Origin of the sequence: Pseudomonas sp. G5001, assembly GCF_013385475.1 — a bacterium.
Taxonomy (GTDB): Bacteria; Pseudomonadota; Gammaproteobacteria; order Pseudomonadales; family Pseudomonadaceae; genus Aquipseudomonas.
Map to the genome: position 1 here is coordinate 138,332 of NZ_JACAPZ010000001.1, position 25,897 is coordinate 164,228.

Sequence of the window (25,897 nt, forward strand, 5' to 3'; positions counted from 1 at the left end):
ATCCCGTTCAAGCGCGGGGCAAATAAAGCGTGAACGTACTTCCCTGCCCCAGACGACTCTCGACCCTGACCTCTCCCCCCGACTGTTTGGCAAAACCCAATACCTGACTGAGCCCCAGCCCACTTCTCTGGCCTTTGCCTTGGGTGGAGAAAAACGGTTCAAAGATTCTATCGAGGCTGAACGGAGCGATACCCGAGCCATTGTCTGTGATGGACACGGCAACAAAACGCCCCTTGATAAGGGGATAGCCATCGGACGCAGGGATAAGGTCCATCGACTCAACACGGATGACCAGCTCCCCCTTATCCATCATGGCGTCGCGGGCGTTCATGACCATATTGAGAATGGCCGCTTCAAACTGTCCTGGGTCGACGTGAACAACGCAGGGTAATTCTGCGGACTCGATGCGTACGTGGATGCCTGTGCCAACCCGCACAGCAATCGTATCGGCCATGGCCAACGTGCTTGAATTGACGTCCAGCGGTGCGGGATGCAGGGCTTGCCTGCCAGCGAAGGACAGCAATTGACTGGTGAAATGAGAACCACGCTCCACCGCCTCGGAAATGGCTTCCACCAGGCGCAGCCGCCGCTCTTCCGATACGGAAGGACGCTTCAAAAGATCCGCTGAAGAACGTATCACCGTCAGCAGATTATTAAAGTCATGAGCCACTCGGCCTGTTACCCGCCCCAGCGCGTCCATCTTCTGCGACTGAAGTGACTGCTCTTGGCTCACATCCTGAACGGTTCCCGTCATCGTGACGGGTAGACCATCATCGGCATAACGGGGTCTTGCGCACACGTGCAGCCAGCGAGTTTCACCGATTGGCGTGATGACGCGGTAGCGAACGTCGTAGTCGCCACGTTGAGCGATTGAGCGATCCCACGCTTCGGCCACTCGACGCTTGTCTTCGGCGTGCACCAAGCGCTGCATGTGTTCATAGCTGAACGGTACGTGAGGTTCGAGTCCGAAGTTGAGGCGGCAAGTGGCCGAGGTCTTCAGCTCGCCCGTCGTCAAATCCAGGCGCCATATACCAAGCCCGGCGGCACTCAAAGCGAACTGCAGGTCGTGCGCTTCCTCATACACATCATCGTGAGGCGGCGGCGAACCATTCACCGGAGAATGTGTTGCCATGATGGGTGGGGCTCCTCTTTTAGGCTGCCCATGGCTGGATGGGCGAAGTCTTCTTCTGAATGCAGACTTTTGCTTTTGCTGAACGAGCCGTAAGCACAATCAATCCCTATTGGCATGGATGACCGGGCGCACCAAAGGTTTCAAATTTTTCGTATGTCGTGGCGCATCCGACTTGCCAACACATATCACTTTTAACCGTCCGCGCACCGCCACAAAAAAAGGCGCCTGTTTCAGGCGCCTTTTTTATGTTTGACCGTGTCGATAGAACCGGTCGAGCAACGCCGGCAGCCCGGCCCGCCATGCCCGTGGCTTGATGCCGAAGGTGTGGAGGATTTTCTTGCAGGCCAGCACCGCGTGTTGCGGCTCGTCGGCTGCATCCGGACGGGCGGCGTGGGCCTGGGCGGTCGGCGCTTCCACGGCCAGCGGGTGGAAGTTGCGCGCTTCGGTCAGGATCGCCTGCCCCAGCGCCAGCGGGGTAGTCGCTTCGTGGCCGGCATAGTGATAAGTGCCCCACAACGGCGCGGCGCAATCCAGTTGCTTAAGCACCGAAATGATCACCCGCGCGGCATCGTCCACCGGCGTCGGGTTGCCCCGGCGGTCGTCGGCCATCAGCAGTTCGTCAGGTTTTTCGGCACGCGCCAGGAAGCGCCCGAGGGTGCCGTCGATGCTGTCATCCAGCAGCCAGCCGAAACGCAACAGCACGTGCTGCGGGCAGGTGGCGCGTACGCTCTGCTCGATGCGCCACAACGCCTGGCCTCGCAGGCCCAAGGGCACGGGTTCGTCTTTTTCGCTGTAGGCGGTGGCGCGGGAGCCGTCGAACACCCGGTAGCTGGACGGTTGCAGCAGGGTGATGCTGTGGTGCTGGCACAGTTCAGCCAGGCGCTCAATCGCATATTCCTGGGCGGCCAGGCGTGTCTCGCTGACCGTCTCCGCCTGAAACCAGTCGAAGTAATAGGCGAGATTGATCAAGGCATCGGGACGGGTGTCGTCGAGCAGTTGCGTGAGGCTCGCGGCATCCCAGCCGTCTTGGGGCGGGCGCGGGGCGAGGAAACCGATGTCTTCCTCCGCACCGAGGCGAATCAGCGCCTGCCCGAGGGCATTCCCGCCGCCCAGTAACATAAGGCGCATTCGCATAGATTGAGCAGGCCCGGTCTGTTTGGAACGATGGTTATTATCGACAGGCTTGTGAGCCATGCCGTTGGCATTTGCCAGAATCGTTGCATTTTGCGGGTTTGTAGCGCAACCGTCACTTATAAAGTGCGCCGCCGATTGCGGCCGGGGGGCTTTAGGCAGAGAGAGCCTTTTTATGGCCAGGGAGCATGCAGTGGCCAGGGAGCTTGCAGTGGCCAGGGAGCTTCTTGTGGCGAGGGAGCTTGCTCCCGCTGGAGTGCGCAGCGCTCCCGCTTTTTTGGGGCCGCTACGCAGCCCAGCGGGAGCAAGCTCCCTCGCCACTGCAAGCTCCCTGGCCACACCAAGTTCCCTTACCGCAGCAAGATCCCTCACCACAGGGAATGCATCCCGGGGTTGCAAGTTGCCAGGGCCGGCCGCATAAATTGGGGATGAACCTTCCTGAATCAACGGACACGGTCTTGAACGGTTTCCACCCCGCCGTCAGCACCTGGTTCCGCAGCACGTTCCCGTCGGTGACCGCCGCCCAGGCCCAGGCGTGGCCGCTGATCCGCCAGCGCCGCTCCACACTGATCGCCGCACCCACCGGCTCCGGCAAGACCCTGACTGCCTTTCTCGCGGTGCTGGACGATCTCGTGCACCAAGGCCTGGCCAATGGCGGCCAACTGCCAGACCAAACGCTGGTGGTCTACGTCTCGCCACTCAAAGCCTTGTCCAACGACATCCAGATCAACCTGCAAACCCCGCTGGCCGGCATCACCGAGCACTTGCAGCGCCTCGACCTGCCTCCGCTGGCGATCCGCACCGCCGTGCGTACCGGCGACACCCCGCAGAAAGACCGCGCCCTGATGCGCAAGCACCCGCCGCACATCCTGGTCACCACCCCGGAATCGCTCTACGTGTTGCTCGGCTCGGATTCCGGCCGGCAGATGCTTGCCAGCACCCGCACGGTGATCGTCGATGAGATCCACGCCATCGCCGCCAGCAAGCGCGGCAGCCACATGGCCCTGACACTGGAGCGCCTGCAGGGTTTGTGCCGCGAACCGCTGACCCGCATCGGCCTGTCCGCCACGCAAAAGCCCATCGAGGCGGTGTCGCGCTTTCTGGTGGGCACCGGCCGGCCTTGCGAGATCGTCGATATCGGCCACGCACGCCCACGGGACCTGGATATCGAAGTGCCGCCGGTGCCGCTGTCGGCCGTCATGGCCAACGACGTGTGGGAGCTGGTCTACGACCGCCTCGCCGAACTGGCCAGGCAACACCGCACCACGCTGATTTTCGTCAACACCCGGCGCCTGGCCGAACGCCTGGCCCGGCACTTGAGCGAGCGCCTGGGCAAAACCGCCGTCGCCGCCCACCACGGCAGCCTCGCGAAGGAAATGCGCCTGGACGCCGAACAACGGCTCAAGGCCGGCGAACTGCAAGTGCTGATCGCCACCGCGTCGCTGGAACTGGGGATCGATATCGGCGATGTCGACCTGGTGTGCCAGATCGGCTCGCCCGGCTCGATCAACGGTTTTCTGCAACGGGTCGGACGCTCCGGGCATCAGGTCGGCGGCACGCCCAAGGGCCGGTTGTTCGCCACCACCCGTGACGACCTGATCGAATGCGCCGCCCTGCTCGACTGCGTGCGCCGGGGCGAGCTGGACACCTTGCTGATTCCGGTTGCGCCGCTGGATGTGCTGGCCCAGCAGATCATCGCCGAAGTCAGCTGCCAGGAATGGCAGGAACAGGCCCTGCTCACGCTGATCCGCCGCGCCTCGCCCTACGCCGAGCTGGATGAGCGTCACTATCAGGCACTGCTGCAAATGCTCGCCGAAGGCTACAACGGGCGCCAGGGCCTGCGCAGCGCCTACCTGCACCGCGACGCCATCACCCGCACCCTGCGTGGCCGGCGGGGCGCCAAGCTCACCGCCGTGACCAGCGGCGGCACCATCCCCGACAACGCCGACTACAGCGTGCTGCTTGAGCCGCAAAGCCTGAACATCGGCAGCGTCAACGAAGACTTCGCGGTGGAAAGCATCGCCGGGGATATCTTCCAGCTGGGCAACACCTCCTACCGCATCCTGCGAGTGGAGCCCGGCAAGGTGCGGGTCGAGGATGCCCACGGCCAGCCGCCGACCATTCCGTTCTGGCTCGGCGAAGCACCGGGGCGCAGCGCGGAGTTGTCGTTTGCCGTGGCGCGTTTTCAGGGGCAACTGGACGCGCTGCTGGGCGCCACGCCGGGTAACCTGCAACCGGCGCTCGATTGGCTCACCGGCACCCTCGGCCTGAACTTGGCCAGCGCCGAACAACTGCTGGATTACCTGGCGCGGGCGCGGCTGGCGCTGAGCGCGCTGCCGTCCCAGGACACGTTGATCATGGAACGGTTTTTCGACGAGTCCGGCGGCACCCAATTGATCATCCACACGCCGTTCGGCAGTCGCATCAACCGCGCCTGGGGCCTGGCGCTGCGCAAGCGGTTTTGCCGCACCTTCAACTTCGAACTGCAAGCCGCCGCCAGCGAGGATGCGATCGTGTTGTCGCTGTCCACCAGTCACAGCTTTGAGCTGGACGAAGTGTGGCGCTACCTGAACAGCAACACGGCCGAGCACATCCTGATCCAGGCGGTACTGGATGCACCGCTGTTCGGCGTGCGCTGGCGCTGGAATGCCGGGGTGGCCCTGGCATTGCCGCGCTACACCGGTGGGCGCAAGGTGGCGCCGCAGATCCAGCGCATGAAGAGTGAAGACCTGATCGCCAGTGTGTTCCCCGACCAGATCGCCTGCCTGGAAAACCTCGCCGGCGAGCGCGAAGTGCCCGAGCATCCGCTGGTGGAGCAAACCCTCGACGACTGCCTGCACGAAGCCATGGACAGCGAAGGCTGGCTGGCCCTGTTGCGGCGCATGGAGCGCGGCGAAATCCGCCTGATCAGCCGTGATCTGCCGGCGCCGTCGCCACTGGCAGCAGAGATTCTCAGCGCCCGCCCCTACACCTTTCTCGACGACGCTCCGCTGGAGGAGCGCCGCACCCAGGCCGTGCTCAACCGGCGCTGGAGCGATCCGCAAAGCACCGATGACCTTGGTGCGCTGGATGCCGAAGCGATTGCCGGTGTGTGCGAGGAAGCCTGGCCGGCGCCCAATGGCCTGGACGAGATGCATGAAGCGCTGATGAGTTTGGCGTGCATTGCCGAATCGGAGGTCACGGCGCAGTGGGCCGAATGGCTGCAAGCCCTGGCCGACGGTGGGCGCGCCAGCCGATTGCAGATTGGTGCTAATCAAGCCGTTTGGGTCGCCCTGGAGCGCTTGAGCTGTTTGACGGCGATCTACCCGAATGACCTGCCGCTGTTGCCCGGTTTCGATGAGCCCTGGACCTTCGATGAAGCCTCGGTGGAAGTGCTGCGGGCGCGCCTGAGCGGCTTCGGCCCATTGACCCTGATCGAGATCGCCGCGCCCCTGGCCTTGCCTGTGGCCGACGTATCACAGGCACTCGCGCGGCTGGAGAGCGAAGGCTACGTGCTGCGCGGCCGTTTCAGCCCCGGCGCCAGCGCCGAACAATGGTGCGAACGCCACCTGCTGGCGCGCATTCACCGCTACACGGTCAAGCGCCTGCGCCGGGAAATCGAGCCGGTGGCGTTGCAGGATTTCATGCGTTTTCTGTTCGACTGGCAGCACCTGTCGAACGGTACCCGCGGCCAGGGCAGCGCCGTGTTGCCGCAGATCGTCGCGCAGTTGGAAGGGTACGCCGCAGCCACTTCGGCCTGGGACAGCGATTTGCTCAGCGCACGAATCAAGGATTACGCGCCCCACTGGCTGGACGATTTGTGCCGCAGCGGCAAAGTGGTGTGGACGCGCCTGAGCAACAAGGCTGGCGCGACGGCCCTGCGCAGCACGCCAGTGGTGCTGTTGCCCCGCAGCCAGGTGCCATTGTGGAGTGGACTGACCGAAGCGCCGGACAGCACCGAGCTGTCGCCCAAGGCACAAAAAGTCCATCAGGCGCTGCGGGAAAACGGCGCGCTGTTTTTCGATGAATTGATCCACGAAGCCCATCTGCTGCGCAGCGAACTGGAAACCGCGTTGCAGGAACTGGTGGGCGCGGGGCTGGCGAACGCCGACAGTTTTGCCGGCCTGCGCGCCCTGACCACGCCGGCGAGCAAACGTCAGGCCCGCAGCAGTCGGCGCGGGCGTGGCGCGTTTGTCGGCGGGATGGACGATGCCGGGCGTTGGGCCCTGGTACGGCGGGCGCCGGTGGCGGACGGCACACGTCCGGGGGCTCACTCGGCCGAGACGCTGGAGCATGTGGCGATGACCTTGCTGCGCCGCTACGGGGTGGTGTTCTGGCGCCTGCTGGAGCGCGAGGCGGACTGGCTGCCCAGTTGGCGCGAATTGCTGCGTACGTTCCACCGGCTGGAGGCCCGGGGCGAGATTCGTGGCGGGCGGTTTGTGAGTGGTTTGGCGGGGGAACAGTTTGCGTTGCCGGAAGCGATTCCGCTGCTGCGGGAAGTTCGGCGACGGCCCCACGATGGAAGCTTGATTGCCGTGTGTGGGGCGGATCCGCTGAACCTGGTCGGTACGCTGCTGCCGGGTAGCAAGGTGCCGGCGTTGAGCGGCAATCGGTTGGTGTACCGGGATGGTTTGCCGGCGGCGGTGGAGATTGCCGGCAAGCAGCAGGTGTTGCTGGAGTTGGATCAGCAGGAGGCCGGGTTGGTGCGGGAAAAACTGATCAGACACTGACTTGTTCAGTGCCCGTAATGACGCCTTCGCGAGCAAGCCCGCTCCCACATTTGACCGCATTCCAAGGGTGGAACCGTATCGAATGTGGGAGCGGGCTTGCTCGCGAAGAGGCCGGCGGCCTCAACACAAAACTATTGGGTTCTTGGCTGCTCAGTGAGCACCACCGACGAAGGCACTTCTTCCTCCGGCTCATCCACCTGCTGCCCGACCCGCTGCGGCAGCATCACCTGCTGTGGATAAGTTTGCGCGAAGTGAACAAAGGCACAGTTATCCACAAGCTTTTTCAAGCGCTGGTTAAACGCGCGGCTCACCGCATATTGCCCACCCGATACCGTGCGGAACTGCGCCGTCAGCACCACCCCGTTGAGGTCCATCTTGTCGACGCCAAATACCTCCAGCGGCCCTTGCAGGTTGTACTTGAGGAATACGTCGTCGCGGATCGACTGCCCCGCCTCGCGAATCAGTTCCACGGCCTTGTCGACATCGGTGTCGTAGGTGAACTGCACCGAGAAGAACGCATAGGCGAATTGCCGCGACTGGTTGGTAACCGCCTTGATCTGCCCGAACGGCACCGAATGCACAAAGCCCTTGCCGTCCCGCAGGCGCAGGGTGCGGATGGTCAGGCCCTCCACGGTACCGGCGTGGCCGGAGTCGAGCACCACCCAATCGCCAATCGACAGGGTGTCTTCGATGATGATGAACAGCCCGGTGATTACATCCTGCACCAGTTGCTGGGAGCCAAAACCAATGGCCAGGCCCACCACCCCGGCACCCGCCAGCAGCGGTGCGACGTTGATCCCCAGGTTGGCCATGGTGGTGATCGCGCAGATCACCACCAGGATGATTTTCACTGCGTTGCGCAGCAGCGGCAGGATGGTTTTCACCCGCGTGCTGGGCTGGCGGCTGGAGCGTTTGTTGACCGGGGGTTTCAATGCTTCCTGAATCGCCGTGTCGAGCACCACCCAGAACAGCCAGGTCACCAGCAGGATCAAACCGATGCTGCTCAGGGAATCACTGATGGCCCGGCCCACGGAGTTGCGCTGGGCAAACTCAAACAGCGAAACGCCCCAGATACGCCCGAGGATTTCGATAAAGGCGATGGCCATCACGATGCGCAACAGCGCGTGCAGCAGGCTGAGGAAACGTTCCTTGTAGGCACTGCTGCGCTGCACCGCCACCGTGCTGCGGGACTGGAACAGGTGCTGCAACACCGTGCTGAGGAACACCGTGCCGATCAGCAGGATCGTGGTGAACAGCGCACAGCGCAGGGCTTTCTGGCTGTCGTCGCCGGCGCCGATCAGGTTGATCGCCGACACCAGCACCATCAGCAGGATCGGCCAATACCACAGGCCGGAAAACACCCGCAGGGATTGCTGCACCGCCGGGTGTTTCAGGCGCTGGGCCAGGGGCCGATTGCGGATTAAATGCGCCACCGGACGGCGCAGGCGAATCACCAGCATGCCGAAGATCACCGAGGCAAACAGCCCGGTGAAGATCGCGACGCTGGCGGTGATATTGCCCCCCAGTTGGCGGGCGATCTGTGGGCTGGTCAGCGCATCGCTGAGGGCGGCAAGGAAGCCGATCAGGAACAGCGGCTTGGGGCAGTAGTCCCGAATAATCTTCACCGCCGGGCGCTTGTGGCCGACGTTGAACATGACGATCACGCACAACAGGATCGAGGTGGAGAAAATGCCGCTGCTGGTGGCGTAGGCAAAACACAGCGCCAGCGCACGGCCCACCGAGGTGGGCAGGAAGTGGCTGACGTAGAGCGTCAATGGCAGGCAGATAAGCGCCGGTATCGTGTAGGGAATCAGGTAACCCAGCAACGCCTGGAGGCGCTGGCGCGGTGCGATATGCCGCTGCAGGCTCAGGCGCTTGACGATAAAGCGCCCCAGCAGGGTCAGCGCGGCGAACGCGCCGATCCACACCCCGGACAACAACAGGAAATCCCCGACTACGCTCCACGAGGAACGTTCGGACGGCTGGTTGACCAGCTTGTCCACCTCATCCGCCGCCCGGTCGGCCCGCAGCCGCCAGGCGTCGACCAGGTTCTGGTTGAGGTCGAGTTTGTCCTGCACATCATCGATGCTGGAGCTGATGGCGCCGAGCAGGCCGCCTTCTACCAACAGTTCCGGCTGGGCCGGGGCGGCAGGCGCTGGAGCCGCGGGGGCGGTGGCCGCTTGCAGCGCGCCGCTGCCGCAGAACAGCAGCGTGCCGAGCAGTAGCACAGTCTTTAAATTCAACAAAACACCGGGCTCCTTCAGAAGGGTCTGTAAGGAACTGACGGGTTTGACGCCTGATCGTTCCCCGTAGACTTCGATCCGTGCGCCCCAGGCAAATATCAAATGCCAATACCTGGCTTTTTCCGCACAAGCCGAACCCCGAGACTGCGCTCCTGATTGAAACCCACCGGAGTTGCAGCCATGCCCATTGCCTTGCTCGCGCTGACCCTCAGCGCTTTTGCCATCGGGACGACCGAGTTCGTCATCGTTGGCCTGTTACCCACCATCGGCGCCGACCTGGGTGTCGACTTGCCGTCCGCCGGCCTGCTGGTCAGCCTCTACGCCCTGGGCGTGGCCATCGGCGCTCCGGTACTCACCGCCCTCACCGGCAAAGTGCCACGCAAACTGCTGCTGTTGTCGCTGATGGTGCTGTTCACCCTCGGCAACCTGCTGGCCTGGCAAGCGCCGAGTTATGAGTCCCTGGTACTGGCACGGATCGTCACCGGCCTGGCCCACGGGGTGTTCTTCTCGATTGGCTCAACGATCGCCACAAGCCTGGTGCCCAAGGAAAAAGCCGCCAGCGCGATTGCCATCATGTTTACCGGCCTGACCGTGGCGTTGGTGACCGGTGTGCCACTGGGGACGTTTATCGGCCAGCACTTCGGCTGGCGCGAAACCTTCCTCGCCGTCTCGGCCCTGGGCTTGATCGCGTTTATCGGCAGCCTGCTCTACGTACCGAAAAACATCGCCCACAGCAAACCCGCGTCACTGTTGCAACAACTGCAAGTATTAAAACAACCACGGCTGCTGCTGGTGTACGCCATGACGGCGGTGGGTTACGGCGGCTCGTTCATCGCGTTCACCTACCTGGCGCCGATCCTTCAGGACATCTCCGGCTTCAGCGCCGGCACCGTCAGCCTGGTGTTGCTGGTGTATGGCATTTCGGTGGCCATCGGTAATATCTGGGGCGGCAAGCTGGCCGACAAACGCGGCCCGATCAGCGCCCTGAAAATCATCTTTGCCCTGCTCGCTGCCGTGTTGTTTGTACTGACCTTTACCGCAGGCAACCCATGGCTGGCCCTGGCCACTGTGCTGGTGTGGGGCGCGGTCGCTTTCGGCAATGTGCCGGGCTTGCAGGTGTATGTGGTGCGCCAGGCGGAACATCACACGCCGAACGCGGTGGACGTGGCCTCGGGCCTGAACATCGCGGCGTTCAACCTGGGGATTGCCGGTGGCGCGTGGGCCGGCGGCATGATCGTCGCCCACATGGGCTTGATCCACACGGCGTGGATTGGCGGCTCGGTGGTGTTGGTGGCCTTGGCGCTGACGGCCTGGAGCGGGCGCCTTGACCGGCTGGGGCCGGTGTATGCCGAAAGTTCGACCCGGGTGGTTGGCGGGCACTGATCCCGCAGCGATAAAGAACCCAATGTGGGAGCGGGCTTGCTCGCGAAAGCGGTGTGTCAGTCAACAGAGATATCGACTGACCCACCGTCTTCGCGAGCAAGCCCGCTCCCACATTTTGAGAGGTGCCGTCTGTAGGACCATCGAAACTTTCTCCCGATCCTCACAGTCATCCAAAAACGGAGGTCACCACACAGTTAACCCACGGGAGTCATCATGGCCGCGATTCATATCGGCATTTCCGGCTGGCGCTACACGCCCTGGCGGGGGGATTTCTACCCCGAGGGCCTGACCCAGAAGCGCGAGCTGCAGTTTGCCTCACGGGCGGTCAACAGCATCGAGATCAACGGCTCGTTCTACGCGCTGCAAACACCCAAGCGCTATGCCGAATGGTATGGCGACACGCCTGAAGGGTTTGTGTTCAGCGTCAAGGCGCCGCGCTATATCACGCATATCCTGCGGCTGCGGGAGGTGCACAAGCCGATGGCGAATTTCTTCGCCTCCGGGGTGCTGGAACTCAAGGAAAAGCTCGGGCCGATCCTCTGGCAGTTCCCGCCCAGTTTCAAATTCGACCCGCCGTTGTTTGAAGCCTTTCTCGCCGAATTACCCACTACTACCCAGCAGGCCGCCGCCCTCGCCCGCGAGCATGAGCCGCGCCTGAACGGCAAGGCGAGCCTGCAAGCCCACGGTAAAAAGCCGCTGCGCCATGCGGTGGAGATTCGCCACAAGAGTTTCGCCGTGCCGGAGTTTGTCGAGATGCTCGACAAGCACGGCGTGGCCCTGGTGGTGGCCGACACAGCCGGCAAGTGGCCCTACCTGGAAGACGTCACGGCCAACTTTGTGTACCTGCGCCTGCATGGGGACAAAGCGCTGTATGCCAGCGGCTATACGCCCGAAGCGCTCAAGCGCTGGGGCGATCGCATCGAACGCTGGAGCCACGGCAAACAACCCGCCGATGCGCAGTTGATCGACCCGAAGCACAAACCCCGCGCCCGCAAGCAACGCGACGTGTTTTGCTATTTCGATAACGACATCAAGGTGCGCGCGCCCTTCGATGCGCGCCAATTACTGCAGCGTTTCGGCCTGGACCAGGCATTGGCCACCGAACCCGGCAAGTTGCCGGACACGGGAGTGTTGCCATGACCCATCCGGAGCTGATGCCAACCACGCCCACCGAAACCATCACCCGCTTCAGGGTGCTGACGGTCAATACCCACAAGGGCTTCACCGCGCTCAACCGGCGCTTCATCCTGCCCGAGTTGCGGGAGGCGATTCGCAGCGTGGCCGCCGACGTGGTGTTCCTCCAGGAAATCCACGGCACCCACGAGCGCCATCCCAAGCGCTACAGCAACTGGCCGAGCATGCCGCAGTACGAGTTCCTCGCCGACAGTATCTGGCCGCAATACGCCTACGGTCGCAACGCGGTGTATCCCCATGGCGACCACGGTAATGCGTTGCTGTCGAAATTCCAGATCATCCGCTACGACAATCTCGACATCTCCCAGAGCGGCCACGAAAGTCGCGGGCTGCTGCATTGCGTGCTGCGCTTGCCGGGCAACGTGCAGGACGTGCATGCCATCTGCGTGCACCTGGGGCTGCGGGAAGTCCATCGCCAGCAGCAACTGCGCCTGATCGCGCAGCGGGTCGCCGAGATTCCCGCCGACGCGCCGGTGATTGTCGCCGGTGATTTCAATGACTGGCGCCAGGGCGCCGATCTCGCCCACTGCGGGCTGCGGGAAGTGTTTATCGAAACCCACGGCAAGCCGGCCCGCACCTTCCCGGCGCGCCTGCCGCTGCTGCCGCTGGACCGCATCTACGTGCGCAACCTCAAGGTGCATCAGCCCCAAGTCCTGACCAGCCGCCCGTGGTCACACTTGTCGGACCATGCGCCGCTGTCGGTGGAGATCGAGTTATGAACAGCGCACCACTGGAAAAGGTCGCGGTGGAACACATCGCGACCGACCAACCGCCGGATGATGCCGTGGCCCGGGACCTGGATTACGGCTGGCAAAGCGGTAACCAGATCGAGTTGCTGGAGAACGGCGAGGCCTACTTTCCCAAAGTGTTCGAGGCGATGCGCCAGGCCCAGCGGGAGATCTTGCTGGAGACCTTTATCCTTTTCGAAGACAAGGTCGGCCACGAGCTCAAAGGCATTTTGATCGAGGCGGCGCAGCGTGGCGTCAAGGTCGTCGCCAGCCTCGATGGCTTTGGTTGTGGTGAGCTGACACCGGGGTTTCTCAGCGAATTGAGCCAGGCCGGCGTGACCGTGCAGATGTTCGACCCGGCGAGCAAGACATTGGGTTTTCGCACCAACTGGTTTCGCCGCCTGCACCGCAAGATTGTGGTGGTGGATGCCAGTGTGGCGTTTATCGGCGGGATCAATTTCTCGGCGGATCACCTGGGGGATTTCGGCCCCGAGGCCAAGCAGGATTATGCCGTGCAGGTGCAGGGCCCGGCAGTCGCCGACCTGCATCATTTCGCCCTCGCACAAAGTGGCCGGCGTGTGCGCAAGCGGCGCGGCTGGCGGCGCGAGCAACGCCCGTCGCCATGGGCTGCCGGCGAAGGCGATGGCCTGGTACGGCTGATCTACCGGGACAATCTGCAACACCGTACCGATATCGAAGAGGCCTACCTGCACGCCCTGCGCAAGGCCGAGCGGCGGGTGGTGATCGCCAACGCCTATTTCTTTCCCGGCTACCGCCTGCTGCGGGAAATTCGTAATGCCGCGCGGCGCGGCGTGCACGTGCAGTTGATCATGCAGGGCCAGCCGGATGTGCTGCTGGCCAAGCTGGCGGCACGCATGCTCTATGACTATTTGCTCAAGGAAGGCGTGGTGATCCACGAGTACTGCCAGCGTCCGTTGCACGGCAAGGTGGCGCTGGTGGATGAAGAGTGGAGCACGGTGGGTTCGAGCAATCTCGACCCGCTGAGCCTGTCGCTGAACCTGGAGGCGAATGTGCTGGTTCGTGATCGTGCCTTCAACCAGCAGTTGTTCGAGCGCCTGGAATATCTGAGCCAGAACCACTGCAAGACCATGCCGGAAAACCGCGCGCCTCGCGGCTGGTTCTGGCGGGTGACCGTGGGTTTCGTGGTGTTCCATGTGCTGCGGCATTTTCCGTCGTGGACCGGCTGGTTGCCGGCCCACAAGCCGAGGTTGAAACCCTTCGTTCTTGAGGAGCGTGCGGATCATGACCCAAGCTCGCATCGCTGAAGAAAGCGCTCGCCCCGGCTTCTTGAAACGCTGGAAAAAACCGCTGACGGTGGTGTTTTTCCTGGTGCTGATCGTGTTGTTCACCCTGCTCGCCCGGCGTATCGACTGGAGCGAAGTGCTCGACACCCTGGGCGACTTCAAGCTGCGCACGCTGCTCATCGCGGGTGCGCTGACCCTGTGCAGTTTCCTGGTGTATTCGTGCTTCGACCTGATCGGCCGCACCTACATCCGCCAGCCGTTGGGCTGGAAGCAGATTTTGCCGGTGGGCATCATCAGCTATGCGTTCAACCTCAACCTGAGCGCGTGGGTAGGTGGCATCGCCATGCGCTATCGGTTGTATTCCCGGCTCGGGGTGAGCAGCGGGAACATCGCGAAGATCCTCGGCTTGAGCCTGGCCACCAACTGGTTCGGCTACATGGCGATTGCCGGCGCGGTATTCAGCAGCGGGCTGGTGACATTGCCGCCGGGGTGGAAGCTCAGCAGCGGTGCGTTGCAAGGCGTCGGCGTGCTGTTGGTACTGGCGAGCCTGGGTTACCTGCTGGCCTGTCGCTTGTCGAAAAAGCGCGCATGGTCGATACGCGGGATTGAAATCAGTCTGCCGTCGCTGCGCATGGCAGTGTTGCAGTTGGCGCTCGGCGCGCTGAACTGGTCGCTGATGGCAGCAGTGATTTTTACCCTGCTGCCCAAGCAGCTGGATTACCCCGTGGTGCTCGGGGTGTTGCTGATCAGCAGCATTGCCGGGGTGGTCACGCATATCCCGGCAGGGCTGGGTGTGCTGGAGGCAGTGTTCATTGCCTTGCTGCAGCACGAAGCGTCCCGCGGCAGTCTGCTCGCGGGGTTGATCGCCTACCGCGCGATCTACTTCATCCTGCCGTTGCTGGTGGCCCTGGTGATGTACCTCGCGGTCGAAGCCAAGGCCAAGGCATTGCGCGTGAAGAAAACGCCTACGACTGGATGATGCTCAAGCGCTCGCCCACCACCATCTCGGTAATCCAGTCCACCAGGATCGAGGTGTAGGCCTGCTGGGAAACCGGATCACTCAGGGAATGATCCGCACCGTCGATAATCCGGTGAGTCAGCGAATGCGTCTGCTGGCAGGCGGCGCGGTAGCTCATGATGGTGGCATGGGGCACGTGGTCGTCGGTCTCCGACTCCACGATCAACACATCACCGGTAAACGCCGCGCATGCATGCAGGGCGCGATTGGTTTCGGCGTGCACAAAGGTGCCGCGATAATCCATCAGGTCGGCTTTATCGAGGTCGCGCTTGGGCTTGAGCCATTCCTGGTCGCGGTACAGCGCCGGCACCCGCAAAGCCAGCCAGCGCACGGGGCGCAGCGAAGTGAGGATGGCGGCCAGGTAACCGCCGTAGCTGGTGCCCACCACCGCCACCGCCGAGGTGTCGATGGCCGGGTGTGACAACAGGCGGTCGTAGGCCGCGAGCAGGTCGCGCAGGTTGTCTTCGCGGGTGACGCGGGATAACGGAATGCCGTTGCCGGCATGGCCACGCAGGTCGAATGTAAGGCATACACAACCGAGCCCGGCGATACCCTTGGCGCGTTCCAGGTCACGCTCCTGGCTCCCGCCCCAGCCGTGCACAAACAACACCCCCGGTACTTTCGATTTGGGACTGAGGAAGGTCCCGCTCATCTGTTCGTCGTCGATATCAATGGCAATGGTTTCGCTTCTAGCCGTCATAGGATTTGACCGTCACGTACTTGAGAAGAAAGTCGCTGTTTTCTGCCGGGCCCCGGTACACCTCGATCGCGTCAGCCGGCAGTGGCTGGTCGACGTAGGTTTCTACCGACGAGACATAAATCGCCCGCAGCCCGGGATTGTTGACGAAGCTTTGCAGCGCCGCGACTTCCGCGCTGCTGGCCCCGCCCATGCGCCAGGATTGCTCGAGCACGCCGCTGCGGCGTTGGCCGTCGCTGTCCAGGCCCTGGGCGATATCGTAATTGCGCCGCGAGGCGTAGAACCCGGGATAGGCCTCATCCGCCGCGTTATCGAAGACCTGCGCTTGCTGGATGGCCAGGCGCACGTCAGCGGGCAGGTCGAGCTTGAGCAGGTCTTCGTAGTAGCCCTGGACCACCAACAGGTTGGAACCACCATAGACCTCTTCGCCCTGCCCGTCCCGGGTCAGGTATTGATCGCCGCAGTAGCTGATGACGTGATCGCCGATAAAGCTCTGGCCGACACTGTGGGTGACCACGTCGCGCAGGTCCTGCTCCAGCACCACACCGTCGCTGAACAATTGCGCCGCATCAGGGCGCGCGAGGATGGCGTCGAACTCGTCGAGGCTGCGGATCACTTCCTGGCCGCGACCGGCGCAGGCATGCACGGGCTTGAGACGGATCGACCCGGTGTACAGCAAATGGGTCGCCGCCGGCCGCGCATCTTCCAGGGCGTGCACACTCAACCCATCCAGCACCACATTGCGGATGCGCTCGGAAAAAAGCGGCGACCAGCCTTCGGGCGCAACCGCGTTTTTATTCAGCAAACCGTGGCTGATGGCCTTGGTGCAGATGAAATCGTGATCGACGTAGCCGCCCCACAAATCCTCAGGGCCTTTGACGCCGAATTGCCGCGCCTGGGCCGCGCCGACCAGCGTCTGAGTGGGCAATAGATAGAGGTCGCGCCCACTGTGCAGCTCAGGGTTATAGCTGCCGCCATATTTGAGCCCGAGGACGTGCGCCAGCCAACGGGCCAAGGCGCGGTTGGTCTCCACTTCGTGCAATGGCGCTTGCGGACGGATTGAATGCGCCACCACGATTTTTTTGCGATTTGTCGGGGTCATGCGTCCCCCTTGGCTCTGCTGCCATGTGTGTAAGGAAACGGTAGCAGGGATCAAGCCAAGGAGGCGTTTGTTTAAACGCGCGGGGAATCAATCAGTTGCGGGAAAAGCGATAGCACTTGGCCTGTTTTATTCTGCACGAAGTGCTCGAGATGTCGCGGCGTTCTGCACGATTCAGGCGTGCGCCTTGGTGGGCGTCACGCCGAAACGGCTGCGGTAATCACTTGGCGCCAGCCCGGTGATTTTCTTGAATGTGGCGCGGAAAGCACCAGGGTCCTGATAACCCACGGTCCAGGCGATGTGATCAATGGTGCCGTTGGTGAACTCGAGCATCTGGCGCGCCTTGCCGACACGCAGGTGCTGGCAATATTCGGTGGGTTTCAAACCGGTGGCGGCGCGGAACCGTCGCAGGAAGGTGCGTTCCTCAAGTCCCGCCTCCTGCGCCATGGCAGCCAACGAAACATCCACCGCACCGCTGGCCTGCAGCCAATGTTGCACCTTGAGAATCGCAGCGTCGCCATGGGCAAGGATCGGCGCAAAGTTACTGCCACACTCACTGGCGCTGTCACTGTGTTCGATCACCAGGAAACGCGCGGTGCTGGCAGCGATGCTCGGGCCGAGCAAACGGTCCACCAGGCGCAGGCCCAATTCGGACCAGGCCATGAGGCCGGCGGTGGTGATCAAGTCGCCGTCGTCGACGATGGGTTTGTCGGCTTCCAGGCGAATCGCCGGATAACGGGCGGCGAAGGTTTTCGCCGACGTCCAGTGCGTGGTGGCGCTGCGACCGTCCAACAGGCCGCTTTCCGCCATCAGGATCGAACCTACGCACACGCCGCCCAGAATGGTCCCGGAGCGATGTTGCTGGCGCAGCCAATCCAGCAATTCGGCGGACGCCTGGCCCTCGGAAAAGCCGGCAATGGAGGGTGGAATAAGCAAGGCCGTCAACCTATCCCCGCTACCGGGCTCGCTATCGAATACACGGGTCGGCGCACCGCCTGTTTCAGCTTGCCAATGGCTGATGCGCAGGGACGGCAGTTGCTCGGACTGATGCTCGGTCGCAATCCGGTTGGCGACCGCGAACAGGTCGGTCAAGCCATGCACGGCAGCCATTTGCGCACCACTGTAGATCAGCACGCCGAGCTCGACGATCGCCATTGTCAGTTTTCCCTCTGTTATTGTCGGTGCGGCCAATCCCCAGGCGTCACGCCAGCCAGGATACTGGACGCATCAACCCTCACAAGGAAACCAACATGGCCAAGCAAGCGCTCATCCTAATCGATATCCAGAACGACTACTTCCCCCAGGGCAAGTGGCCGCTAGACGGAGTGGACGCGGCGGCAGACAAGGCGCAGCAAGTGCTACAGGCATTTCGCCAGGCAGGCGATACGGTGATTCACGTACGCCACGAATTCACCTCCGACGATGCCCCCTTCTTCACCCCGGGCTCGGAAGGTGCACACCTGCACCCCAAGGTGCTGAACCAGGCCGACGAGCCGGTGGTGCTCAAGCATTTCGTCAATGCGTTCCGCGAAACCAACCTGCGGGCCCTGCTGGAACAACGCAGCATCACGGAGCTGGTGGTGGTGGGCAGCATGAGCCATATGTGCATCGACGGCGTGGTGCGCGCCGCGTCGGACCTGGGCTACAGCGTGACCGTGATCCACGATGCCTGCGCCACGCGGGACCTGGAATTCAATGGCAGCGTCGTGCCGGCAGCCCAGGTGCATGCGGCGTTTATGTCGTCGCTGGGATTTGCTTATGCGAGCGTGGTATCGGCGGAACAGTTCTTGTCCGCCGATTGACCTTCTCCGCGCTTACCGGGTAGCGATGATGAACAGGCGCGGAAACGGCAGCAACACAGTGCCATCGGCCAGCGCTGGATAAGCCTTGGTGATCCGCGCCAGGTACTCGTCGAGGAAGGCGCCCTTTTCTGACTCGGTCAGGGGCGCCAGGAACGGACGCAATGCCGACCCCTTGAACCACTCCACCACCGCGGCAGAACCTGCCAGCGGATGGTGGTAAGTGGTGCGCCATACATCCACGGTGGAACAGTGTTGGCTCAGCAACTCAAAGTAGTAGCTCGCGGTATGGCGTTCATTGTGTTTGACGCTGCCGATCTTTGCGGCCCACGGGCCGTCCGCCGCGACTTCCCGCGCCAGCTTGTGGGCCGGCTCGTCAAGATTGTCGGGCGTCTGCACCGCCAGGGTGCCGCCGGGAGTCAGTTGATTGACTAAATGCGGATACAGCGTGGCGTGATCAGGCAGCCATTGCAGCGATGCATTGGCGAGGATGACGTCGAATTTCTGCACAGGGTTCCAGGCGCCGATATCAGCCAATTCGAAGTTCAACGCGGGCAGGCGCTTGCGGGCGTCGACCAGCATGTCATCGGAACTGTCCATGCCGGTGACCACTGCCTGCGGAAAGCGATCAGCCAGGACTTCAGTCGAATTGCCCGGGCCGCAACCCAGGTCGACGGCGGTGCGCACATCACCCTCAGGGATGGCCGCTACCAGATCCCGGACGGGACGAGTGCGCTGTTGTTCGAACATCGAGTATTGCTTGGCTGACCAGGTCATTGCGGCATTCCTTCTTCTGTGAGGAGTGAGGACAGCCTAAATCTTGTGATCCATGAGAACAAATGCCACGATTGATCATCTCCCATACCTGAAAAGTATCCCTATGCTGGAACTCAGGCAGCTCAGGGCCTTCGTCGCGATTGCCGAAGAAGGCTATATCACTCGCGCGGCAGAACGACTGGGCATGCAGCAACCGCCGCTGACCCGCCTGTTGCAAAGTCTTGAAGCCGAGTTGGGTGTGGTGCTGATGGAGCGCCTGCCACGAGGCGTGCGCCCGACCGCTGCGGGGCTGGCCTTGCTGGAGGAGGCGCGGCATATCTTGGCCGGCGTCGATGGTGTGGCCGACATTGTGCGCCGCGCCGCCCGAGGTGAACGCGGACGCCTGGCGATTGGTTTCACCAGCTCCGCGGCCTTGCATCCGTTTGTGCCCAGCGTACTGCGCCTGTTTCGGGAAACCTTTGTCGGCGTTTCAGTGGTATTGGAAGAAGCCGGTACCGGTGAACTGCTGGACGCGTTGCTGCACGAAAAGCTCGACGCGGCGTTCATTCGCTCGCCGCTGAGCGGGACGCAGGCGTTGCAGGACCAGCCAATTCTGGTAGAGCCAATGTTGCTGGCGCTGCCTACCGATCATCCACTGGCTATCAACCCGTCGACGCCGCTGCCATTGGCGGCATTGGCCACCGAGGCGTTTGTGCTGTATCGCCGCCGAGTGGGGCTTGGGTTGTATGACGCGATTCTGGTGGCGTGTCGAGAAGCGGGTTTCAGCCCGCAGGTTGTGCAAGAGGCGCCGCGCATGACGGCGACGTTGAGCCTGGTGGCTGCGGGGCTTGGGGTTTCGATTGTGCCTGCCTCAATGCAACGGTTGCGGGGCGACGGGATTGTTTATCGCGAGCTTTCGGAGTGCCGGAGCCTGGTGGCGCCGTTGCACCTGGCTACCCGGGTAGGTGATACGTCGTCGGTATTGGAGAGGTTTCGGGAGTTGGTGGTGAGCGCCGCTTCTACTGACGTTTAGCGGATTGCCGTGTCCGCAATGAAAAACCCCCGGGGCCAAGGCCACCGGGGGTTTTCTGGTGTTACGCGACAGTTCGGGGTCTCAAGCGACCTTAGAACGGAATATCGTCATCAAAGCTGTCGAAGTCGGCTGCCGGCTGAGGAGCGGCCTGCTGTGGCGCTGGACGCGACTCACGCTGTGGCTGCTGGGTTGGCTGCGGACGGGACTGCTGCTGTGGACGCGGTGCCGAGTTGGACATGCCGCCCTGGCCCTGTTGGTCGCCCTGTGGACGGCCGCCCAGCAGTTGCATGGTGCCTTGCATGTCGACCACGATTTCGGTGGTGTAACGCTTGATGCCGTCTTTTTCCCACTCGCGGGTTTGCAGCTTGCCTTCGATGTAGACCTGCGAACCTTTGCGCAGGTACTCACCGGCGATCTCTGCAACCTTGCCGAACATCGACACACGGTGCCATTCGGTTTTCTCGACCTTCTGGCCGGTTTGCTTGTCGGTCCACTGTTCGCTGGTCGCCAGACTCAGGTTGGTCACGGCGTTACCGTTCGGCAAGTAGCGAACTTCGGGATCCTGGCCGCATGTACCGACCAATATGACTTTGTTAACCCCACGGGCCATAACGTTCTCCTAGGCTGGGCGCGCTGTCGGCACTGGGTTGACCAGTTGCTCGAGCGTCGCGCGATCCAATAATTCGGTGTCCAATTTGATGTAGATGGCGGCTTCTTCAGTAACAACCACAGCATCCGTAACCCCAACAACGGCCTTAAGGCGCTCGACCAGACCGGCTTCGCGGATCGCTTCGGGCGATAACGGCAAGCGCAGGCTCGTCACATAGGGAGGTTCGCGCATGGTAACAGCAAAGGCTAGCCAGAGGGCAGCCAGACCTGCGCATCCCAGGAACACAACCGACAAACCGCCATGCTGGAACATCCAGCCACCCATGATCCCGCCCAGTGCAGAACCGAGGAACTGGCTGGTGGAATACACGCCCATCGCCGTGCCTTTGCCGCCGGCCGGTGAAACCTTACTGATCAGCGAAGGCAGTGAAGCCTCCAGCAGGTTGAACGCGGTGAAGAACACCACCGTGCCGATCACCAGCGCCCGCAGGCTGTCGCCGAACTGCCAGAAGAATAGCTCAGTGAGCATCAATGTCGCGACGGCGCCCAGCAGAACTCGTTTCATTTTGCGTTTCTTCTCGCCGTAGATGATGAACGGGATCATGGCGAAGAACGAAATCAGCAGCGCGGTGAGATAGACCCACCAGTGCTGCTCCTTGGGCAACCCGGCTTTTTGCACCAGGGCCAGGGGCAAGGCGACGAAGCTGCACATCAGCATCGCGTGTAATACGAAGATACCCAAATCCAGGCGCAACAGGTCCGGGTGCTTGAGTGTCGGCAGCAATGCCTGCTTGGCGACGCCCGACTCACGGTGCTGCAACGGCCCCGTGGAATGCGGAACCATGAAGGCGACAATCACGATGCCGAACAGCGCCATGCCACCGGTGGCCAGGAACAGACCGTGCAAGCCGAACGCGCGGGTCAGCAGCGGGCCGACTACCATCGCCACGGCGAACGAAAGACCGATGGTCATGCCGATCATCGCCATGGCCTTGGTACGGTGTTGTTCGCGGGTCAGGTCGGAGAGCAGTGCCATGACGGCGGCGGAAATCGCGCCGGCGCCTTGCAGGACGCGTCCGGCGATCACGCCCCAGATAGAGTCGGCATTGGCCGCAAGCACACTGCCCAGGGCGAAGACGATCAGGCCGAGGTAGATCACCGGCCGGCGGCCGATGCGGTCGGAAATGACGCCGAACGGAATCTGAAACAGCGCCTGGGTCAGGCCATAGGCGCCAATCGCCAGGCCGATCAGGGCCGGGGTCGCTCCTGCGAGATCCATTCCATAGGTCGCCAGCACCGGCAACACCATAAACATGCCAAGCATACGGAATGCGAACACCAGGGCCAGACCGCTTGCTGCGCGGGTCTCGCTGCCACTCATGCGTTCGCTGTGGGGATCGTGCATGGATAAACCTCGTGTGAACCGGCGGCGATTCTACCAGTCCCATCGATTGAGAGGGTATATGCGGCGCTTTGCCGCGCAGCTTTCATGTAAGGCTGCACCCGGCACTTTGACAGTGTATATTCATCCAGTCTTTAGCCGTATACTCCTGCATTATTTACGCCCGCCGTGCGAGGCCATCTTGGACAAGATCCTGATTCGTGGGGCTCGAACCCACAACCTGAAGAACATCGACCTGACCCTGCCACGGGACAAACTGATCGTCATCACCGGCTTGTCCGGGTCCGGCAAGTCGTCCCTGGCGTTTGACACGCTGTACGCCGAAGGCCAGCGCCGCTATGTGGAATCCCTGTCGGCCTATGCCCGCCAGTTCCTGTCGATGATGGAAAAGCCCGACGTCGACACCATTGAAGGCCTGTCGCCTGCGATTTCCATCGAACAGAAATCCACCTCCCACAACCCGCGTTCCACCGTGGGCACCATCACCGAGATCTACGACTACCTGCGCCTGCTGTATGCCCGCGTGGGTATTCCCCGCTGCCCGGACCACGACATTCCCCTGGAAGCCCAGACCGTCAGCCAGATGGTCGACCTGGTGCTGGCCCAGCCGGAGGGCGCCAAGCTGATGCTGCTGGCACCGGTGATTCGCGAGCGCAAGGGTGAACACCTTTCGGTCTTTGAAGAACTGCGTGCCCAGGGTTTCGTGCGTGCCCGCATCAACGGCAAGCTCTACGAGCTGGACGAAGCGCCGAAGCTGGATAAACAGAAGAAGCACTCGATTGATGTGGTCGTCGACCGTTTCAAGGTGCGTGCCGATTTGCAGCAGCGCCTGGCGGAGTCTTTCGAGACCGCGCTGAAGCTGGCAGACGGTATCGCCCTGGTGGCGCCGATGGACGACGAACCCGGGGAAGAAATTATCTTCTCCGCGCGCTTCGCCTGCCCGATCTGCGGCCATGCCATCAGCGAGCTGGAACCGAAGCTGTTTTCCTTCAACAACCCGGCCGGCGCTTGCCCGACCTGTGATGGCCTGGGGGTTAAGCAATTCTTCGACATCAAGCGCCTGGTCAACGGTGACCTCACACTGGCGGAGGGTGCGATACGTGGCTGGGACAGGCGTAACGTCTATTACTTCCAGATGCTGGGGTCGTTGGCTTCGCACTACAAGTTCAGCCTGGAAGTGCCGTTCAACGAACTGCCCGCCGAACAGCAGAAATTCATCCTGCATGGCAGCGGTTCACAGAACGTCGACTTCAAGTATTTGAACGACCGTGGCGATATCGTCAAACGCTCGCACCCGTTCGAAGGCATCGTGCCGAACCTGGAGCGGCGCTACCGCGAGACGGAGTCCGCCAGCGTGCGCGAGGAACTGGCCAAGTTCCTCAGCACCCAGCCTTGCCCGGATTGCCGTGGCACACGCCTGCGCCGTGAGGCACGGCATGTGTGGGTTGGCGAGAAGACCCTGCCGGCAGTGACCAACCTGCCGATTGGCGATGCCTGCGAATACTTCGGCACGCTGAAACTGACGGGCCGCCGCGGGGAAATTGCCGACAAGATCCTCAAGGAGATTCGTGAACGGCTGCAGTTCCTGGTCAACGTGGGCCTGGACTACCTGTCGCTGGACCGCAGTGCCGACACGCTTTCCGGCGGTGAAGCCCAGCGGATTCGCTTGGCCAGCCAGATCGGTGCCGGCCTGGTGGGCGTGTTGTACATCCTCGATGAACCGTCGATTGGATTGCATCAACGGGACAACGACCGCTTGCTGGGCACGCTGAAGCACCTGCGGGACATCGGCAATACGGTGATCGTGGTCGAGCACGATGAAGACGCGATTCGCCTGGCCGATTATGTGGTCGATATCGGCCCGGGAGCGGGTGTTCACGGTGGGCATATTGTCGCCGAGGGCACGCCGGCTGAAGTGATGGCGCATCCTGACTCGCTGACCGGTAAGTACCTGTCGGGTCGCGTGAAGATCGCCGTGCCGGCCAAACGCACCCCGCGCAACAAGAAGATGGCACTGCACCTCAAGGGCGCGCGTGGCAACAACCTGCGCAATGTCGACCTGGAGATCCCGCTGGGCCTGCTGACCTGTGTGACCGGTGTATCCGGTTCGGGCAAATCAACGCTGATCAACAACACGCTGTTCCCGTTGAGTGCCACTGCACTGAACGGCGCGACCACCCTGGAAGCCGCCGCTCACGACAGCATCAAGGGCCTGGAACACCTGGACAAGGTGGTCGATATCGACCAAAGCCCGATTGGCCGCACACCGCGCTCCAACCCGGCGACCTACACCGGGCTGTTCACGCCGATTCGCGAGCTGTTCGCCGGCGTGCCGGAATCGCGCTCCCGTGGCTACGGGCCTGGCCGGTTCTCGTTCAACGTCAAGGGCGGCCGCTGCGAAGCGTGCCAGGGCGATGGCTTGATCAAGGTGGAGATGCACTTCCTGCCGGACATCTACGTGCCGTGCGACGTGTGCAAGAGCAAACGCTATAACCGCGAAACCCTGGAGATCAAGTACAAGGGCAAGAGCATCCACGAAACCCTCGAGATGACGATCGAGGAAGCGCGGGTGTTCTTCGACGCGGTACCGGCCCTGGCGCGCAAGCTGCAGACACTGATGGATGTTGGCCTGTCGTACATCAAGCTGGGTCAGTCGGCAACGACGCTGTCGGGCGGCGAGGCCCAGCGGGTCAAGCTGTCTCGCGAGCTGTCCAAGCGTGACACCGGCAAGACGCTGTACATCCTCGACGAGCCGACCACAGGCCTGCACTTCGCGGATATTCAGCAATTGCTGGATGTGCTGCATCGCCTGCGTGACCACGGCAATACTGTGGTAGTGATCGAGCACAATCTGGATGTGATCAAGACCGCCGACTGGCTGGTGGACCTGGGGCCGGAAGGCGGTTCCAAAGGTGGGCAGATCATTGCGGTCGGCACACCGGAGCAAGTCTCGGAGATGAAGCAGTCTCACACCGGCTTCTACCTCAAGCCTCTGCTGGCTCGCGACAAGGACTGATTGTTCAGCCCCACGAAAAAGCCCCTGTCACCGTGTAAGTGACAGGGGCTTTTTAGTAGCTGGAGGAATCAGAACTGCGATTGCAGGTAATTCTCCAGGCCAATCAGCTTGATCAGGCCCAACTGCTTTTCCAGCCAGTAGGTGTGATCTTCTTCGGTGTCATTCAACTGCACCCGCAGGATTTCCCGCGTGACGTAGTCGTTGTGCTGCTCGCAGAGCTCAATGCCCTTGCAGAGCGCGGCACGGACCTTGTACTCAAGGCGCAAGTCGCTGGCGAGCATCTCAGGCACCGTGGTGCCGGTATCCAGGTCGTCGGGACGCATACGGGGCGTGCCTTCGAGCATCAGGATACGGCGCATCAGTGCGTCGGCGTGCTGTGCCTCTTCTTCCATTTCATGGTTGATACGCTCGTAGAGCTCGGTAAAGCCCCAGTCTTCGTACATCCGCGAGTGAATGAAATATTGGTCACGAGCTGCCAGTTCGCCCGTCAGCAACGTGTTGAGGTAATCGATTACGTCGGGGTGACCTTGCATCGCCCTACATCTCCCTGCTTGAAAGCCTGTAGTTTGAACCATGATGACCCGGAGGTCACGGGACCAACGGCAGAAAAGTGAAGATTTCCGGTGAAAAGTAGCTTAAATAACGCAAAAACCGCCCAAATGAGGGCGGTTCTGCTTATCGTT

At 62.2% G+C, this 25,897-nt stretch carries 19 protein-coding genes; 9 read left to right on the plus strand and 10 right to left on the minus strand.

Translation table 11 applies throughout. The features are described from left to right. Positions 1-7: 7 nt before the first annotated feature. Positions 8-1,132, minus strand: coding sequence for an ATP-binding protein (locus HX805_RS00680; RefSeq protein WP_134327390.1), 1,125 nt, complete (start codon positions 1,130-1,132; stop codon positions 8-10). Between the two features lie 243 nt (positions 1,133-1,375). After that, a complete protein-coding gene (locus tag HX805_RS00685) occupies positions 1,376-2,266 on the minus strand; it encodes a sugar nucleotide-binding protein (RefSeq protein WP_177116507.1) in 891 nt (296 codons plus the stop codon). Positions 2,267-2,691: 425 nt separating this feature from the next. On the opposite strand from HX805_RS00685, the gene HX805_RS00690 reads away from it, so the two are divergent. Further along, a complete protein-coding gene (locus tag HX805_RS00690) occupies positions 2,692-6,972 on the plus strand; it encodes a DEAD/DEAH box helicase (RefSeq protein WP_177116508.1) in 4,281 nt (1,426 codons plus the stop codon). Between the two features lie 131 nt (positions 6,973-7,103). Here HX805_RS00690 and HX805_RS00695 read toward each other — a convergent pair whose 3' ends face one another. After that, positions 7,104-9,218, minus strand: a complete 2,115-nt coding sequence (locus tag HX805_RS00695) for a mechanosensitive ion channel family protein (RefSeq protein WP_177116509.1) — start codon at positions 9,216-9,218, stop codon at positions 7,104-7,106. Positions 9,219-9,395: 177 nt separating this feature from the next. Between HX805_RS00695 and HX805_RS00700 the strand changes: the two genes are divergently transcribed. The 5 genes from HX805_RS00700 (at position 9,396) to HX805_RS00720 (ending at position 14,764) form a co-directional block, all read left to right on the plus strand. Beyond that, on the plus strand, positions 9,396-10,598 hold the full coding sequence (locus tag HX805_RS00700) for an MFS transporter (protein ID WP_177035943.1): 1,203 nt from the start codon (positions 9,396-9,398) through the stop codon (positions 10,596-10,598). Between the two features lie 213 nt (positions 10,599-10,811). Beyond that, a complete protein-coding gene (locus tag HX805_RS00705) occupies positions 10,812-11,738 on the plus strand; it encodes a DUF72 domain-containing protein (protein ID WP_177008882.1) in 927 nt (308 codons plus the stop codon). Further along, positions 11,735-12,511, plus strand: coding sequence for an endonuclease/exonuclease/phosphatase family protein (locus HX805_RS00710; RefSeq protein WP_177116510.1), 777 nt, complete (start codon positions 11,735-11,737; stop codon positions 12,509-12,511). Before HX805_RS00705 ends, HX805_RS00710 begins: the two co-directional genes overlap by 4 nt. Further along, positions 12,508-13,806: a cardiolipin synthase ClsB gene (clsB, locus tag HX805_RS00715; protein WP_003210028.1), complete on the plus strand. Its 1,299-nt coding sequence runs from the start codon at positions 12,508-12,510 to the stop codon at positions 13,804-13,806. The genes HX805_RS00710 and clsB overlap by 4 nt, the downstream gene beginning before the upstream one ends. Then, positions 13,784-14,764, plus strand: coding sequence for a lysylphosphatidylglycerol synthase domain-containing protein (locus HX805_RS00720; RefSeq protein WP_177021471.1), 981 nt, complete (start codon positions 13,784-13,786; stop codon positions 14,762-14,764). Before clsB ends, HX805_RS00720 begins: the two co-directional genes overlap by 23 nt. Here HX805_RS00720 and HX805_RS00725 read toward each other — a convergent pair. The 3 genes from HX805_RS00725 to HX805_RS00735 form a co-directional block, all read right to left on the minus strand. Beyond that, positions 14,751-15,503, minus strand: coding sequence for a S9 family peptidase (locus HX805_RS00725; protein WP_003210032.1), 753 nt, complete (start codon positions 15,501-15,503; stop codon positions 14,751-14,753). The genes HX805_RS00720 and HX805_RS00725 overlap by 14 nt on opposite strands. Continuing rightward, positions 15,493-16,602 carry a DUF3182 family protein gene (locus HX805_RS00730; RefSeq protein ID WP_177116511.1) on the minus strand — a complete coding sequence of 370 codons (1,110 nt, stop codon included), beginning with the start codon at positions 16,600-16,602 and terminating at the stop codon, positions 15,493-15,495. Before HX805_RS00730 ends, HX805_RS00725 begins: the two co-directional genes overlap by 11 nt. A 171-nt stretch (positions 16,603-16,773) precedes the next feature. Beyond that, positions 16,774-17,754: a GlxA family transcriptional regulator gene (locus HX805_RS00735; RefSeq protein WP_177116512.1), complete on the minus strand. Its 981-nt coding sequence runs from the start codon at positions 17,752-17,754 to the stop codon at positions 16,774-16,776. 95 nt (positions 17,755-17,849) lie between these two features. Between HX805_RS00735 and HX805_RS00740 the strand changes: the two genes are divergently transcribed. After that, a complete protein-coding gene (locus HX805_RS00740) occupies positions 17,850-18,401 on the plus strand; it encodes a cysteine hydrolase family protein (RefSeq protein ID WP_102370002.1) in 552 nt (183 codons plus the stop codon). A 12-nt stretch (positions 18,402-18,413) separates the two neighbouring features. On the opposite strand, the gene tam is transcribed toward HX805_RS00740, so the two are convergent. After that, positions 18,414-19,175 (minus strand): trans-aconitate 2-methyltransferase, encoded by a 762-nt coding sequence (tam, locus tag HX805_RS00745; protein WP_177116513.1) that lies wholly within the window; start codon positions 19,173-19,175, stop codon positions 18,414-18,416. A gap of 103 nt (positions 19,176-19,278) precedes the next feature. Between tam and HX805_RS00750 the strand changes: the two genes are divergently transcribed. Next, complete coding sequence (locus tag HX805_RS00750; protein WP_177116514.1) at positions 19,279-20,187, plus strand: LysR family transcriptional regulator; 909 nt, start codon at positions 19,279-19,281, stop codon at positions 20,185-20,187. Between the two features lie 91 nt (positions 20,188-20,278). Here the strand turns inward: HX805_RS00750 and HX805_RS00755 are convergent, their stop codons facing one another. Together HX805_RS00755 and HX805_RS00760 are read right to left on the minus strand one after the other, a co-directional pair. After that, positions 20,279-20,797 carry a single-stranded DNA-binding protein gene (locus HX805_RS00755; protein ID WP_003210042.1) on the minus strand — a complete coding sequence of 173 codons (519 nt, stop codon included), beginning with the start codon at positions 20,795-20,797 and terminating at the stop codon, positions 20,279-20,281. 9 nt (positions 20,798-20,806) lie between these two features. Then, the gene (locus HX805_RS00760) at positions 20,807-22,201 is read right to left on the minus strand and encodes an MFS transporter (protein WP_003210044.1); all 1,395 of its coding nucleotides are present in this window, start codon (positions 22,199-22,201) and stop codon (positions 20,807-20,809) included. 178 nt (positions 22,202-22,379) lie between these two features. Between HX805_RS00760 and uvrA the strand changes: the two genes are divergently transcribed. Next, positions 22,380-25,214, plus strand: coding sequence for an excinuclease ABC subunit UvrA (gene uvrA / locus HX805_RS00765; protein ID WP_003210046.1), 2,835 nt, complete (start codon positions 22,380-22,382; stop codon positions 25,212-25,214). Positions 25,215-25,282: 68 nt separating this feature from the next. Here the strand turns inward: uvrA and bfr are convergent, their stop codons facing one another. Beyond that, complete coding sequence (gene bfr / locus HX805_RS00770; protein ID WP_003210048.1) at positions 25,283-25,747, minus strand: bacterioferritin; 465 nt, start codon at positions 25,745-25,747, stop codon at positions 25,283-25,285. Positions 25,748-25,897 lie beyond the last annotated feature (150 nt).

Excerpts from the sequence above, each read along its gene's own strand:
- clsB (WP_003210028.1), top strand. The coding sequence starts at position 12,508 with ATGAACAGCGCACCACTGGAAAAGGTCGCGGTGGAACACATCGCGACC.
- HX805_RS00710 (WP_177116510.1), top strand. The coding sequence starts at position 11,735 with ATGACCCATCCGGAGCTGATGCCAACCACGCCCACCGAAACCATCACC.
- HX805_RS00760 (WP_003210044.1), bottom strand. The coding sequence starts at position 22,201 with ATGCACGATCCCCACAGCGAACGCATGAGTGGCAGCGAGACCCGCGCA.
- HX805_RS00685 (WP_177116507.1), bottom strand. The coding sequence starts at position 2,266 with ATGCGAATGCGCCTTATGTTACTGGGCGGCGGGAATGCCCTCGGGCAG.
- HX805_RS00740 (WP_102370002.1), top strand. The coding sequence starts at position 17,850 with ATGGCCAAGCAAGCGCTCATCCTAATCGATATCCAGAACGACTACTTC.
- HX805_RS00735 (WP_177116512.1), bottom strand. The coding sequence starts at position 17,754 with ATGGCGATCGTCGAGCTCGGCGTGCTGATCTACAGTGGTGCGCAAATG.
- HX805_RS00690 (WP_177116508.1), top strand. The coding sequence starts at position 2,692 with ATGAACCTTCCTGAATCAACGGACACGGTCTTGAACGGTTTCCACCCC.
- HX805_RS00750 (WP_177116514.1), top strand. The coding sequence starts at position 19,279 with ATGCTGGAACTCAGGCAGCTCAGGGCCTTCGTCGCGATTGCCGAAGAA.
- bfr (WP_003210048.1), bottom strand. The coding sequence starts at position 25,747 with ATGCAAGGTCACCCCGACGTAATCGATTACCTCAACACGTTGCTGACG.
- HX805_RS00700 (WP_177035943.1), top strand. The coding sequence starts at position 9,396 with ATGCCCATTGCCTTGCTCGCGCTGACCCTCAGCGCTTTTGCCATCGGG.
- HX805_RS00725 (WP_003210032.1), bottom strand. The coding sequence starts at position 15,503 with ATGACGGCTAGAAGCGAAACCATTGCCATTGATATCGACGACGAACAG.
- HX805_RS00705 (WP_177008882.1), top strand. The coding sequence starts at position 10,812 with ATGGCCGCGATTCATATCGGCATTTCCGGCTGGCGCTACACGCCCTGG.
- HX805_RS00730 (WP_177116511.1), bottom strand. The coding sequence starts at position 16,602 with ATGACCCCGACAAATCGCAAAAAAATCGTGGTGGCGCATTCAATCCGT.
- HX805_RS00720 (WP_177021471.1), top strand. The coding sequence starts at position 13,784 with ATGACCCAAGCTCGCATCGCTGAAGAAAGCGCTCGCCCCGGCTTCTTG.
- tam (WP_177116513.1), bottom strand. The coding sequence starts at position 19,175 with ATGACCTGGTCAGCCAAGCAATACTCGATGTTCGAACAACAGCGCACT.
- HX805_RS00755 (WP_003210042.1), bottom strand. The coding sequence starts at position 20,797 with ATGGCCCGTGGGGTTAACAAAGTCATATTGGTCGGTACATGCGGCCAG.
- HX805_RS00680 (WP_134327390.1), bottom strand. The coding sequence starts at position 1,132 with ATGGCAACACATTCTCCGGTGAATGGTTCGCCGCCGCCTCACGATGAT.